The following is a 13,697-nucleotide window of genomic DNA, read 5'->3' on the forward strand; positions in this document are numbered from 1 at the left end:
AGTGGAATACTTGACGGTTCAGCCGTTCGAGGAGTTTTTCATCATGGCCATGGTCCAGCCGCACGGGGACTCCACGCATCCCACCAGGTTCGCCGTCCCGCACGGTGGCCCGACGGTGCTGAAGATCCTGCTCGGATCCCAGCTGCGGCGGCTCCGGGAGGCCCGGCACATCAGCCGGGACGACGCAGGGTACGCCATCCGGGCCTCCGGCTCCAAGATCAGCCGGGTGGAGCGGGGCCGGGTGGGTTTCAAGGACCGCGATGTCGCCGACCTGCTGACGCTCTACGGCGTGACCGACGAGGACGAGCGCGCGGCGCTGCTGTCGCTGGCCCATGAGGCCAACGAGCCCGGGTGGTGGCACAAGTACTCCAACGTCCTGCCGAGCTGGTTCGAGGTCTACATCGGGCTGGAGGAGGCGGCGTCGCGGATCCGCTCCTACGAGGTGCAGTTCGTGCCCGGCCTGCTGCAGACCGAGAACTACGCCCGGGCCGTGACCCTGCTGGGGCATCCCGACGCCCCGGAAGAGGAGATCGAGCGGCGGGTGGCCCTGCGGATGACCCGGCAGCGGCTGCTCACCCGCGAGGACGCCCCGCATCTGTGGGCGGTGATCGACGAGGCGGTGATCCAGCGTCCGCTGGGCGGCGCCGACACGATGCGCGAGCAGCTCGAGCACCTGCTCGAGGTCACCGCGCTGCCCAACGTCATCCTGCACATCATGCCCTTCCGCCTGGGCGGCCACGCGGCGGCCGGCGGCCCGTTCAGCATCCTGCGGTTCGCTGAGCCCGAGCTGCCCGACGTGGTCTACCTGGAGCAGCTCACCAGCGCGCTGTACCTCGACAAACGCGAAGAGGTCGATCCCTATCTGGCGGTGATGGAGCGGCTGTGCATGGAGGCCGAGCCCGCCGCCGCCACCCCGGACCTCCTCCGGCGCGCCCTCGCAGCCCTCTGACGGCCGCCCGCCCGCGGTCCCGGTGCCCCGGGGCCGGGGCTTTGTGAGCGCGCCTTGCACTCGGGCTTCCGCGGGTGTCAGATCGAGACATATACGCCCGATTAGTCAGCTTTTAGGGTGATTGGCAGCCGTGCGGCGCCTCGACCAACGACAGGCTCCTGTCGCGGTGTGATCGTCCGGTGACACACTGCTCGCACGGGGGGTGTCTCCCGGACGCCGGCCGTACATCGCCGTCGAGGAGGGGACATGACGAAACGGGTGAAGATTCCGATACTGGCAGGCGAGCTGGCCGCCGAGTTCGCGGGGACGATGATCCTCATCCTCTTCGGGGCGGGTGTCGTGGCGCAGGTCGTGGCGGGAGGGATCGGCGACCACGACAGCATCGCCTGGGCGTGGGGGCTGGGCGTCACGCTCGGCATCTACACGGCGGCGCGCCTGAGCGGCGCCCATCTCAACCCCGCGGTCAGCCTCGCCCTCGCCGTCTTCAAGGGCTTCTCGTGGCGCAAGGTGCTGCCGTACTCCCTGGCCCAGACCGCCGGTGCCTTCGTGGCCGCGCTGCTGGTGCGCTGGAACTACAGCGAGGTCCTGGCGAAGGTCGACCCCGGGCACACGGTCAAGACGCAGGGGGTGTTCTCGACGCTGCCCGGCAACGGGACGCTGCCCGTGCACGAGTGGGGAGCGCTGCGCGACCAGGTGATCGGCACGGCGATCCTGCTGTTCCTGATCCTGGCCATCACCGACCTGCGCAACACCGCACCGGGCGCCAACCTCGACCCGTTCGTGATCGGGCTCATCGTCGTCGCGATCGGCATGGCCTGGGGCACCAACGCCGGTTACGCCATCAACCCGGCACGTGACTTCGGGCCGCGCCTGGCCTCGTTCCTCACCGGCTACCACACCGCCTGGCGAGATCAGTACGGTGAGCTCTACTTCTGGGTCCCGATCGTCGGCCCGATCGTGGGCGGTCTCCTCGGCGCGGGGTTGTACCAGGCGGTGATCGGGAAATTCCTGCCGAGCGGGGAAGGACAGGAGCCCGGAACCGTCCCGACCGACCCGGCGGCCGAGAAGGCGGCCCCGCCGCCGGCCACGGCCTAGATCCGGATCGTCTGACACGCTCGACCACACAGAAGGGATTCCCGTCATGGCTGACTTCGTCGGAGCGGTCGACCAGGGCACCACCAGCACCCGCTTCATGGTCTTCGACCACGGGGGCAACGAGGTGGCCCGGCACCAGCTCGAGCACGAGCAGATCATGCCGCGGCCGGGGTGGGTCGAGCACGACCCCACCGAGATCTGGGAGCGGACCCGTGCCGTCATCGAGACGGGTCTCAGGAGCGCCGACCTGCGCGCCGCGGATCTCGCCGCGCTCGGCATCACCAACCAGCGCGAGACGGCGGTGGTCTGGAACCGGGTCACCGGGCGGCCGTACTACAACGCGATCGTGTGGCAGGACACCCGTACCGACCGCATCGCCTCCGCGCTCGACCGGGACGGCAAGGGGGACATCATCCGGGCCAGGGCGGGGTTGCCTCCGGCGACGTACTTCTCCGGTGGGAAGGTGCAGTGGATTCTGGAGAACGTCGAGGGGGTGCGGGAGGCGGCCGAGGCGGGGGAGGCGGTGTTCGGTAATACCGACACGTGGTTGCTGTGGAATCTGACCGGGGGCACCGATGGCGGGGTGCATGTGACGGATCCGACCAACGCGAGCCGTACGATGCTGATGGATCTGGAGACGTTGAGCTGGGACGAGGAGCTGCTGTCGTTCTTCGGTATCCCGCGGCAGATGCTGCCGGAGATCCGGCCGTCCTCCGACCCCCGGCTGTACGGGCTCACCCGCGCGACGGGGCCGCTCCGCGGCGAGGTGCCGCTGGCGGGGGACCTCGGCGACCAGCAGGCCGCGACCGTGGGCCAGGTGTGCTTCGGGGTGGGGGAGGCCAAGAACACCTACGGCACCGGCAACTTCCTGCTGCTCAACACCGGTGAGGAGCTCGTGCGGTCCAAGCACGGGCTGCTCACGACCGTCTGCTACCAGTTCGGCGGTGCCCGGCCGGTGTACGCGCTGGAGGGTTCGATCGCGGTCACGGGGTCGGCCGTGCAGTGGTTGCGTGACCAGCTCGGGATCATTTCGGGGGCGGCGCAGAGTGAGTCGCTGGCGCGTCAGGTCGAGGACAACGGCGGGGTCTATTTCGTGCCCGCGTTCTCCGGTCTGTTCGCGCCTTATTGGCGGTCGGACGCCCGGGGGGCGATCGTCGGGTTGTCGCGGTTCAACACCAATGCCCACCTGGCTCGGGCGACCTTGGAGTCGATCTGTTATCAGACCCGTGACGTGGTGGAGGCGATGCGGCAGGACTCGGGGGTCACTCTCGATGTGCTGCGGGTGGACGGCGGTGTGACGGCGAACGAGCTGTGCATGCAGATGCAGGCCGACATCCTCGGGGTCCCGGTGTCCAAGCCGGTCGTGGCCGAGACCACGGCGCTGGGCGCCGCCTACGCCGCAGGCCTGGCCGTCGGCTTCTGGAAGTCCACCGAGGACCTCAAGCGGAACTGGCACGAGGACCGGCGCTGGGAGTCGCGATGGGACGATGAGCAGCGGGCCAAGGGCTACGGCGGCTGGAAGAAGGCCGTCGAGCGCACCCTCGACTGGGTCGACGTCGACTGACGGCGGACGTGGAGGAGCCCCTGAGCCCGGCCGGCCGGGGGGCTCACGCACGCGTGCCCGGCCGCTCAGCCGGTGTCCCGGCCGTCGCCGTACGCCCGGGAGCCGGGGTGCAGCGCGTAGGCGGTCGCGGTCACCACCACGAAGACGGCGGTGACCAGCAGCGGCCACGCCGTGCCCAGGTGCCGCAGCAGCAGGGCCCCCAGGCACGCGCCCAGCGCCATGCCCAGCACGGCCGCGGCCCGGCGCGCGGCCCTGGGATTGGTGCCGCCGGCCAGGGTGGAGTCCGCGGCCAGCCCGGTGATGGTCCGGGTCAGGACCGTGGTGGGCAGGTCGGGTACCGCCAGGCTGCGGACGGTGGCGTTGCGCAGCCCCATCGCCAGGGCGACGAACGCGATCACCAGATGACGGCCGGCGGGCTCGGCGACGTCCATGACCGAGGCGGTCACCGCCGCCACGAGGAGCAGCGCCGCCTCGGCGCCCAGCGCGGTGAGGATCCGGGCCCGCCGGGACACCGCGGCGGTGTTCGACCGGCCGCCGATGACGGCGCCGACGACGAAGGCGCCGAGCGAGGTGGACGACGCGGTCACGGAGAAGCCGGGGGCTCCGGCGGCGGCGAAGCCCAGGATGACCACGTTGCCGGTCATGTTCGCGGTGAACACGTGGCCCAGGCCCAGGTAGCTGACCGCGTCGACGAAGCCGCTCAGCACCGTGAGCGAGACGAGCGCCGGGAGCAGCGGGTCACGCCGGGCGAGCGGGTTCACGCGTTCGTACCCGCCGGGGGGCGCGCGGGGCCCGAGACGGGCGGCGCGCTCATCGGGCCGCCGGGTTCTCACCGGCCCGCTCGCGGCGCCGGGCGTAGCCGAGGATGTCGCTGCGGCGGTAGCGGCGGCGGACCCGCCCGCCGGCCAGGCGCTCCTCCTCGGCGGGCTCCGGCCAGCCCGCCGGCGGGCGTTTGACGTAGACCGTCACGCTGCTCTGGGCGAGCCCCAGAATGCGGGCCGCCTCGGCCAGGGTGACGAGTTCGCCGGGCTCACCGGCGGCCGACGCCCGGTGGCCCTCGTACCAGGCCGCCCACTGGCCGCCGTCCCAATACAGCGCCCTGCCCACCTGGCGGGCGGGCTCGGGATGGCCGTTGACCGCGCGCTCGGCCCACAGGCTCTTCAGCGCGTGGCGGCTCAGCCCGTGCTCGGCGGCGAGTTCGTCGCGGGTGCGGAGGCCGGGCGGCGCCGAGGGGGCGGACCGCCGGGCGGAGTACCACCGGTCCCACTCCACGGCGTCCCAGGCGAGCCGGTTGCCGACCGTGCCGGCGGCCTCGGGGTGCCCGTTGGCGGCCCGCTCCCGGTACCACTTCTCCAGCGTGCTGAGCCCCACGCCGTACGCCGCCATCAGCTCCGGCCGCGTGCGGAGCCGTCCGTCGCCGGATCCGGTCACCGATTCCATGGCCTCAGGTTCTCATCCGCCGGGCGGCCTCGGGGGCCCGGGGCCGGTTCGCGGCGCCGGCTCGCGGTGGCGGCTCGCGGCGGCGGCGGAATGGTGCCCGCCGGGCCATTCCGCAATGGGCGATACCGACTCATCCGGCTGAGTCGACGCCGGCTGATTCTTTGTTGGAAAAGCCCTATTTCGCCGTCGAGCGGTCCACGATCATCTCAGGGAATCGACGACGCCTCCGGGGCCGAACGCCATCGGAGCCGTTCGTCGCCCGCACCGGCAGAAGGATCATGACGGTCACATCGTCGCAGCTCCGACCCCTGGCGGCGCACAGTTCCAGGCTCTGACGACGCCCACGGCGCCGTCGCCCCACCCCGCCCGTTCGCGCGCCGCCGGGGCTCGACGAGCTCCGGCAATTCGGCGGCCGGTGAACGGAACTCGACCGCTGCCGCATATCTCCGATCATTCCGGCGGCCGTCGCCATTCCCACCCCTCTCGGAGAGGTAATCCCCCCATGCGTTCCTTCCTGCCTGCCCTCCCGCGGCCCTCCACCGCCCGGCTCGCCCTCGCCGCCTGCGTCCTGGCCGGTGGCGGTGTGGCCGTGTCCGCCGCCCCGGCCACCGCGGCCGCCTGCGCCGAGGTCGACGTCGTGGTGGCCCGGGGAACCGGCGAGCCCGGCACCCTCGGCCTCATCGTCGGCGACCCGGTGTACTCCGCGCTGAAGGGCAAACTCGGGCTCCGCTCGTCCAGCGCCTACCCCGTGAACTACCCCGCCGACCTCAGCGCCGGCTCGGCCTCCAAGGGCAACACCGACCTCGTCGAGCACCTGAAGAGCCAGGCGGCCGCCTGCCCCAACCAGAAGTTCGTCCTCGTCGGCTACTCCCAGGGCGCCAACGTCGTCGACAACTCGGTCGGCGTCAGCAGTGAGGGCGCCCTGGTCGGAGGCAAGATCACCGAAACGATCCCGGCCTCGATCGAGCCCCGGGTCAAGGCCGTCCTGGTCTTCGGCAACCCGATCCGGCCGCTCCGGAGCATCACCGGCACCTACAAGAGCCGCACCCTGGACAAGTGCGCCTCGGGTGACCCGGTCTGCGGCAACGGGGTCAACGTCCTGGCGCACCTGTCCTATGGCGGCGACGCCAACGAGGCCGCCACGTTCGCCGCCGCCCGGCTCTGACCGGGCTCCCGGCCGCGGCCGAGGCCCCGCACCGGCCGGGGTGCGGCCGCCACCGCACTGGTGGCCGCACCCCGGCTCCGTCTCACGGTCCGTCGGCCTCCTGGTCGGCGACGAGGCCGGGGGGAGGGGCGAGCCGTACCGCCTCCAGGGCCAGCAGCAGTTCCACGGCCTCCCGCGGACGGCCGAGCCTGCGGCCGGTCAGATGCTCCACCCGGTGGATCCGGCCCAGCACGGTGTTGCGGTGGCAGAACAGCCGCTCCGCGGCGCGGGTCGTCGAACCGGCACTGTCCAGCCAGGCGGTCAGCGTCTCCAGCAGCATCTCGCGCTCCGCCTGGTTGAGCGCCAGCAGCGGCCCCAGCACGACCTCCCTGAGATGACCGGCGAGATCGGGCTGGGCGACCAGCAGGGCCGCCGGCAGATGATGGTCCAGGCGGGCGATCTCCGGTCCCGTCCCGGTGCAGGTCGCCAGCGCGGTCTCGGCCAGCCACCGTGCCCTGCCGATCTCGGCCAGGTGGTGCACCGGGAGACCGATGCCGGCCCGGCCGGGGATCAGCGGGGTCAGCGCCTCCGCGACCGCGCCGAGGGCCGCCGTGCCCGTCGGCACGATGCCGAACAGAGCGCCGGAGCGCGTCCGCCAGATCAGGCGCAGCTCCCCGGCCGTGCCCGGCATCGGGGTGTCCACCGGAGCCGGGCCGGTGACCGCGACGGCGACCACGACGTACGGCCCGTGCTCGGGCAGGCCCAGCGCCACCGCGGCCGACCGCAGGAGGGCTTCGTCGGCACCGCGCCCGTCCAGCAGGTCGTCGAGCACCTCGTAGGCACGCCCGATCTTCGCCTGGCGCAGCTCCTGCTGGGCCTTGTGGTACGCCTCGGTGGAGGACATCGACAGCTGGTCGGTCAGCTGGAACGTGCGGCGCGCCCCGGTCAGCAGCACGGGGATGTCCTCCGGGTGCTCCTCGGTGACGACCTCGACCATGCCCTCCCACAGGATCGAGCCCGCGAGCCGGTAGGCCCGCAGCGCCGTCTCCAGATGCAGGTCCCGCTCCGCGTACCGGCGGCCCAGCCTGCGGGCGTAGGACATGTCCGGGCGCTCCCGCCCGCGCGAGGCGACCGCCTTCAGCACGGCGCGCAGGCCGGCGTGCGTGGTGTGCCAGAAGGCCTCGTCGTCGAACTGCCCGAAGTCGGCGGGGTCCTCGCGGCGCTTCAGCTCGGCGACCAGCCGGTCGGTGAGCTCGGGCAGCCGCTCGAGCAACCTGCGGACCGCCGTCTGGATGACCGTGTGCTCGTCGCGGGGCCCGGGGGTCGGGGGCGTTGTCACATGCATCTCCGGCGCTCACCTTCCCGGGCGGCCTCGCGCGCCACATCGTTCCACACCAGGGAACCGGGTGGAAAGGGCTCCGCGGCCGGTGCGCCGGGCGGCGTCTGTGCCGTCGCCCACCGCGGCTGTGCGGCCGCACCGACATCGCGGGCGCTGCTTGACTCCATGGCGACACGGGCAAGACTGGCGTGGTCAATGAGCGGCGGGGGCCCTCGTGTACCAGGAGGTCCTTGCGTGACGCGCCATCTCGCCACCCGAAAGCACATCGGCCCCTACCGGCGGGAGACCCCGCACGACGACCTGGCCGATCTGCTCCGCCCGCACCTGGAGTCCGTGGCCCACGAGATGGCCCAGCAGATCCGCGAGCAGGTGCCGGAGTACGCCCAGCCGGCGGAGAGCGAGTACGGCCGGCGGATCCAGCAGACGATCTCCGAGACCGTGGAGCACTTCGTCGGCTCCCTGGACAGGCCGGAGGAGGGCTGGCACTCCCTCACCGAGCTCTACACGCGGCTGGGCGCGCACGAGGCCCGCCGGGGCAACGGCCTGGAGGGGATGCAGACCGCGATGCGGCTGAGCAGCCAGGTCGCCTGCCGGCGGTTCATCAAGGACGCCTACCGGCTGGGCTGGTCCCGCGAGACGCTCGCCCTGCTCACCGACTCGCTGTTCCTGCTGCTGGGCATCGTCGCCGACGCCGCCGCGCAGGGCTACGCCGCTGCCCGGGGGGAACTGGCCAGCGAGCGCGAGCGGTACCGCGGCAGGCTGCGCGACCTCCTCGTCATCGACCCTCCCACCAGCCGCGAGGCCATCACCGAGCTGGCCCGCTCCGCGGGATGGGAGCTTCCGCGGACCGTCGGCGTGGTGGCGCTGCGCCGTCCCGTGCGGGCCACCGCCCGGCTCGTGCCGCCGGTGGTGCTCGCGGACTGGGACGGCGCGGCCCCGTACCTGGTCGTCCCCGATCCGGACGGCCCCGGTCAGGAACGGCTCGTCGCCTCGCTGATGCGCGACCATCCCGGCGCCCTCGGGCCCACCGTCCCGCTCACCAGAGGCGCGGTCTCGCTGCGCTGGGCGCGGCGGGCGGTGGCCCTCATGGAACGTGACGTCCTTCCGGCCGGCACGGTCCGCTGCGTCGAGCAGCTCGCCACGCTGATGGCCTCGACGAGCGAGGACCTGATCGAGGCGGCCACCACGACCCTGCTGGCCCCGATCCTGGCGCTCCCGGCGCACCGGCGCCGGCCGCTGGCCATGACGCTGCTGGTCTACCTGCAGTGCGGCGACAACGCCGTCACGACGGGGGAGCGGCTGCACGTCCACCAGCAGACCGTCCGTTACCGGATCCGCCGGCTGCAGGAGCTGTACGGCGGCGATCTGGGCGATCCGGACACCAGGCTGGACATGATGATCGCGCTCAACTCGATGTTGCGGTTCACCCCGGCCAGAAGGGTCACCGGCTCATCCCGCTGACCCGGTGACCCGGCGGGCTCTGCGGAGACCTGCCATCCCCCGGGCCCCGGCTCGGCGAGACCTGTGCGCTGGACGCCCGGACCGCCGGTCCCCGGCGGCCCGGGCGCTACCGGCACGGAAGCGGGCTCAGCTCGCGCGGTCGCGCGCGGCCCCGGAGAGCACCTGGTCGATCCGGGCCGCGAGCTCGACGTCCTTGGCGGTCACGCCACCGGCGTCGTGGGTCTGAAGGCGGATCTCCACGCCCTTCCCGTCCTGCCGCATCTCCGCCTGGTGCTCGAGCACCTTGGCCTCGTTGCCCACCGCCTCGCGGAGCGCGGGCTGGCTCTCGGCGGGTACCTCGACGCCGCGCACCAGGGCGTCGTCCTCGTGGCGCCAGCCCTCCAGGCTCGCGAGGGCGGTGTCGATCTCTTCGGTGGTGAGCGGTCGGTAAAGGGACATGATGTGCTCCTTTCGTGGTCCGGCGTCGTCGGGCGGCCTGCGTGGGCAGGGCTACCCGGGCGGCGCCGGGATGGGCGTGGCGGCGAGCGCCGTGGCCACGGCGTGCAGGTTGGACGCCATCGCACGGCCGGTCTTGGCCGCCCAGTCCCGGCCCTGCTCGCTGTCGAGGTAGTCGGGGCCCGGCCCGGGACCCAGATGCCAGTACGTCCAGGCCTGGCCGGGGACGGTGTAGCCGATGTCGGCGAGCGCCCCGCTGATCTCGCTGATGACGTGGTGCGCGCCGTCCTCGTTGCCGGTGACGACCACCCCGGCCACGCGGTTGTAGGCGACCGGACGCCCGTCGTCGTCGGTCTCGGACAGCATCGCGTCCATCCGTTCGATGACCCGCTGGGCGACCGATGAGGGCCGGCCCACCCAGGTCGGCGACGCGACGATGAGGATCTCGGCGTCCAGCAGCATGTCGTGGACCCGGGGCCACGCGCCACCTTCCCCCAGGTCGGTCTCGACTCCGGGCGGGATGTCCAGATCGACGGCCCGGACGGTATCGACCTTGGTGCCCCGTGATCTCAGCTCGCCGGCCACCACCTCCGCCAGCGCCTCGGTGTTGGACGGCTCTGGTGAGCGCTTCAGGGTGCAGTTGACGATCACGGCTCGCATTCGATGCCCTCCTCCCTCGACATTGCGCACGAGCGCACCTACCCCGCTCACCGGACCGAAACCCGTGGTCGCCGAGCGCCCGTACGGTGGCCTGCGGGTTCAGCCGGTGTCCTTGTGCGGCAGGAACTCCTGCAGTTTGGTCTTCATGCCCTCCTTGATCACGCCCCAGCGATCCTCGTCTCCGCGGATCAGTGCTTCGGCGGCGTCCCGGGCCTGCTCGAAGGTCGCGTGCGGAGGGATCGGCGGGATGTCGGGGTCGCAGTGCACGTCGAGCAGGGCCGGGCGGTCGGCGCTCAGGGCCCGATCCCAGGCCGTGCCGAGCTGGTCGGGCTTGTCGACGATGATCGCCTGAAACCCCACGCTCGCGGCGAACGCCGCGTAGTCGACGTCGGGCAGCGTCTGGGACTGCGGGAACTTGGGCGCGCCCTGCAGGGCCCGCATCTCCCAGGTCACCTGGTTGAGGTCGTTGTTGTGCAGGACCGCGACGACGAACCGCGGATCGGCCCACTCCCGCCAGTAGCGCTGGACCGTGATCAGCTCGGCCAGCCCGTTCATCTGCATGGCCCCGTCGCCGGCGAACGCGATGACCGGCCGGTCCGGGTGGCCGAACTTCGCGCCGATTCCGTACGGCACCGCGTTGCCCATGGTGGCGAGCGTGCCGGATAGGGAGCCGCGCACGCCCGGGCGGAACCGCAGCTGGCGCGCGTACCAGTTGGCCGCCGACCCGGAGTCGGCGGTGACGATGGCGTCTTCGGGAAGGCGGGAGGACAGCTCGAAGAACAACCGCATCGGGTTGACCGGATCGGCGTCGACCATCGCCTCCATCTCCATGGTCTGCCACCAGCGCTCCACCGCGGCTTCGATGCCCTCCCGCCAGGAGCGGTCCTGCTTGCGGCGCAGATGCGGGATCAGGGCCCGCAGCGTGGCGGCGGCGTCACCGACCAGGTTGACCTCGTACGGGTAGCGCATCCCGATCAGCTTGGGGTCCAGGTCGATCTGCACGGCGCGCGCCTGGTCGTACCCGGGCAGGAACTGGCTGTAGGGGAAGCTGGACCCGACGGTCAGCAGCGTGTCGCAGCCCCGCATCAGGTCGTAGCTGGGGCGGGTGCCCAGCAGGCCGATCGAGCCGGTCACATAGGGCAGGTCGTCGGGCAGCACGTCCTTGCCCAGCAGGGCCTTGGCGACACCCGCGCCGAGCAGGTCGGCGACCTGCTCGAGCTCCGGGCGGGCTCCGCGGGCACCGGCGCCCACGAGGACGGCGACCTTCCGGCCGGCGTTGAGCAGCTCGGCGGCCCGCCGGACCGCGGCGTCGTCGGGGTCGACCATGGGCCAGTCGACGCCGAGGCTGGAGGGCACCATCTTGAACGCGTGTCCCGGCGGCGAGTACTCCAGCTCCTGTACGTCCGCGGGGATGATGACCGCGGTCGGTGCACGCTCGGCCATCGCGACGCGCACGGCCCGGTCCAGCACGTTCGGCAGCTGCTCGGGCACCGTGACCATCTGCACGTAGTCACTGGCCACGTCCTTGTACAGGCTGAGCAGATCGACCTCCTGCTGGTACGAGCCGCCCATGGCGCTGCGGTTCGTCTGCCCGACGATCGCCACCACCGGCACGTGGTCGAGCTTGGCGTCGTACAGCCCGTTGAGGAGGTGGATCGCGCCGGGCCCGGAGGTGGCCATGCACACGCCGACCCGGCCGGTGAACTTGGCGTACCCGACCGCCTCGAACGCGCTCATCTCCTCGTGCCGGGACTGGACGAACGCCGGCCGGTCGCCGGCACGCCCCCAGGCCGCGAGGATTCCGTTGATCCCGTCACCCGGGTAGGCGAAGACCTTCTCGACCCGCCAATCGCGTAGTCGCTGGAGCAGGTGGTCGGCAACGGTCGGTGCGGCCATCGGTCATTCCTCTCGCCAGACGCCCCCTGAGTGCGCCTTCCCCCTGCGCGGAGGCGAAACCTCCCGTGCCGTCCATGAAGAGGGCAGGTCCTGGTGGAACCGCACCGAAAGCCGGGCAAGTCGTCGGTCACGCAGAGCGAATGAACGGCCGCATAGGGGAATAACGCTCAGGTCCTTACATCAATCGCGGAAAGGAGGCTGAGTCGCCATGGCACTCATCCTCGCGGTCCTGTTACTGGCGCTCCTTCTGGGCGGGCTGGGTTTCGCCGCCCATGTCCTGTGGTGGGTCGCCGTCATCGTCCTGGTCGTATGGCTGCTCGGATTCGTGCTGCGCCTGGGTGAGGGCGCCGGCCGGGGCCGTTGGTACCGCTGGTAGCCGGGAGCCCGCCCGGCCGTCTCGCGGGGCCGGCCGGGCGGCGACGTTTGCCGCGTCGCCGGCGGGTAGGCGAGTCGTCCAGAATGTGACACGGAGGAGAGGTCGATGGTGCGTTTCGGGTACTTCCTGTCATCCGAGGAGCAGTCGCCGGCGGCGCTGGTCCGGCAGGCCAGGCTGGCCGAGCAGGCGGGCTTCGACGGCCTGTGGATCTCCGATCACTACCACCCGTGGCTCGACGTCCAGGGACAGAGCGGGTTCGTGTGGTCGGTGATCGGGGCGATCTCGCAGGTCTGTGATCTTCCGATCACCACGGCCGTGACGTGCCCGACTGTCCGGATCCATCCGGCGGTCATCGCGCAGGCGGCGGCGACCAGCCAGATCCTGACCGGCGGGCGGTTCCGGCTGGGGGTCGGCTCCGGTGAGGCGCTGAACGAGCACATCACCGGAGGCCGCTGGCCGGACGCGGACGAGCGGCTGGAGATGCTGGAGGAGGCGGTGGGCGTCATCCGGCGGCTGTTCACCGGGGAGCTGGTGACCCATCGGGGCCGGCACTACACCGTCGACACCGCCCGGTTGTACTCGCTGCCCGACGAGCCGCCGCCGATCCTCGTCTCCGGGTTCGGGGAGAAGTCGATCGAGCTGGCCGGGCGCATCGGGGACGGTTTCGTCAGCGTCCAGCCGGAGGCCGAGCACGTTCGGCTCTTCCGGGAGTCCGGCGGGCAGGGCAAGGCCGTGCAGGGCGGGCTGAAGGTGTGCTGGGGCACCGATCAGGACGACGCGCGCAAGACCGCGCACCGGCTGTGGCCGACCGAGTCCATCCCGGGGGAGTCCGCGCAGCTGCTGCCGTTGCCCAGGCACTTCGGCCAGCTCGCCGACCTGGTCACCCCGGACATGATGACGACTCCCTGCGGCCCCGATCCGGCCAGGCACGTCGAGGCGGTGCGGGCCTTCGTCGACGCGGGCTTCGACGAGGTCTACATCTCGCAGATCGGGCCCGAGCAGGAGGGCTTCTTCCAGTTCTACGCCGACCAGGTCCTGCCCCGGCTGCGGGAGGCGTGAGCGTGCCGTACGCCGTCCGGCCGACTCCCGCCCGGGTCGCGCAGGTGGCCACGGGTCATGTGGCTCGCGCCGGGGGTCGCCGGATCCGTGACGGCCGCTAAAGACTCTGAACCGTCAGGGTCTGGAGATCATGGTGACGAGAGTCCGGTGGCTCTGAAGACGCCGTCGATGAGGCCGTCGACGTACTGCATCTTCCTGAGCCCGGCCTGGGTCAGACCGCCGCCGTCGGCGTATCGCACCGCAAAGGGATTGCATGCCTGCGTGTGCCCAGCTTTGATC

The 13,697-nt window shown here is 71.8% G+C and carries 13 protein-coding genes; 7 read left to right on the top strand and 6 right to left on the bottom strand.

Features of this window, described 5'->3' with window-relative positions:
• Positions 1-49 precede the first annotated feature (49 nt).
• The 3 genes from ACRYCC_RS21620 to glpK all read left to right on the top strand — a co-directional run bounded on the left by ACRYCC_RS21620 (position 50) and on the right by glpK (position 3,608).
• Positions 50-949, top strand: a complete 900-nt coding sequence (locus tag ACRYCC_RS21620; RefSeq protein ID WP_433815042.1) for a Sco1979 family transcriptional regulator — start codon at positions 50-52, stop codon at positions 947-949.
• Between the two features lie 246 nt (positions 950-1,195).
• Entirely contained in the window at positions 1,196-2,044 is an 849-nt protein-coding gene (locus ACRYCC_RS21625) for an MIP/aquaporin family protein (RefSeq protein WP_433814691.1), read from the top strand.
• 46 nt (positions 2,045-2,090) lie between these two features.
• A complete protein-coding gene (gene glpK, locus ACRYCC_RS21630) occupies positions 2,091-3,608 on the top strand; it encodes a glycerol kinase GlpK (protein ID WP_433814693.1) in 1,518 nt (505 codons plus the stop codon).
• A 65-nt stretch (positions 3,609-3,673) separates the two neighbouring features.
• On the opposite strand, the gene ACRYCC_RS21635 is transcribed toward glpK, so the two are convergent.
• Positions 3,674-4,369: a YoaK family protein gene (locus tag ACRYCC_RS21635; protein WP_433814695.1), complete on the bottom strand. Its 696-nt coding sequence runs from the start codon at positions 4,367-4,369 to the stop codon at positions 3,674-3,676.
• 49 nt (positions 4,370-4,418) lie between these two features.
• Positions 4,419-5,048, bottom strand: coding sequence for a hypothetical protein (locus ACRYCC_RS21640; RefSeq protein WP_433814697.1), 630 nt, complete (start codon positions 5,046-5,048; stop codon positions 4,419-4,421).
• Between the two features lie 502 nt (positions 5,049-5,550).
• Here ACRYCC_RS21640 and ACRYCC_RS21645 point away from each other — a divergent pair.
• A complete protein-coding gene (locus tag ACRYCC_RS21645; RefSeq protein WP_433814699.1) occupies positions 5,551-6,213 on the top strand; it encodes a cutinase family protein in 663 nt (220 codons plus the stop codon).
• 82 nt (positions 6,214-6,295) lie between these two features.
• Here ACRYCC_RS21645 and ACRYCC_RS21650 read toward each other — a convergent pair whose 3' ends face one another.
• Positions 6,296-7,531 (bottom strand): PucR family transcriptional regulator, encoded by a 1,236-nt coding sequence (locus ACRYCC_RS21650; RefSeq protein ID WP_433814701.1) that lies wholly within the window; start codon positions 7,529-7,531, stop codon positions 6,296-6,298.
• 234 nt (positions 7,532-7,765) lie between these two features.
• On the opposite strand from ACRYCC_RS21650, the gene ACRYCC_RS21655 reads away from it, so the two are divergent.
• On the top strand, positions 7,766-8,992 hold the full coding sequence (locus ACRYCC_RS21655; RefSeq protein WP_433814702.1) for a PucR family transcriptional regulator: 1,227 nt from the start codon (positions 7,766-7,768) through the stop codon (positions 8,990-8,992).
• 126 nt (positions 8,993-9,118) lie between these two features.
• Here the strand turns inward: ACRYCC_RS21655 and ACRYCC_RS21660 are convergent, their stop codons facing one another.
• The 3 genes from ACRYCC_RS21660 to ACRYCC_RS21670 all read right to left on the bottom strand — a co-directional run bounded on the left by ACRYCC_RS21660 (position 9,119) and on the right by ACRYCC_RS21670 (position 11,983).
• Positions 9,119-9,430, bottom strand: a complete 312-nt coding sequence (locus ACRYCC_RS21660; protein WP_433814704.1) for a 4a-hydroxytetrahydrobiopterin dehydratase — start codon at positions 9,428-9,430, stop codon at positions 9,119-9,121.
• A gap of 51 nt (positions 9,431-9,481) precedes the next feature.
• Positions 9,482-10,087 (bottom strand): flavodoxin family protein, encoded by a 606-nt coding sequence (locus tag ACRYCC_RS21665; protein WP_433814706.1) that lies wholly within the window; start codon positions 10,085-10,087, stop codon positions 9,482-9,484.
• Between the two features lie 99 nt (positions 10,088-10,186).
• Entirely contained in the window at positions 10,187-11,983 is a 1,797-nt protein-coding gene (locus ACRYCC_RS21670; protein WP_433814708.1) for a thiamine pyrophosphate-requiring protein, read from the bottom strand.
• A gap of 208 nt (positions 11,984-12,191) precedes the next feature.
• On the opposite strand from ACRYCC_RS21670, the gene ACRYCC_RS21675 reads away from it, so the two are divergent.
• Both ACRYCC_RS21675 and ACRYCC_RS21680 read left to right on the top strand, forming a co-directional pair.
• On the top strand, positions 12,192-12,359 hold the full coding sequence (locus ACRYCC_RS21675; protein WP_433814709.1) for a hydrophobic protein: 168 nt from the start codon (positions 12,192-12,194) through the stop codon (positions 12,357-12,359).
• 105 nt (positions 12,360-12,464) lie between these two features.
• Complete coding sequence (locus tag ACRYCC_RS21680) at positions 12,465-13,418, top strand: LLM class F420-dependent oxidoreductase (protein WP_433814711.1); 954 nt, start codon at positions 12,465-12,467, stop codon at positions 13,416-13,418.
• The last annotated feature ends 279 nt before the right edge of the window (positions 13,419-13,697 follow it).

The organism is Actinomadura scrupuli (assembly GCF_050971785.1).
Taxonomy (GTDB): Bacteria; Actinomycetota; Actinomycetes; order Streptosporangiales; family Streptosporangiaceae; genus Actinomadura_E; species Actinomadura_E scrupuli.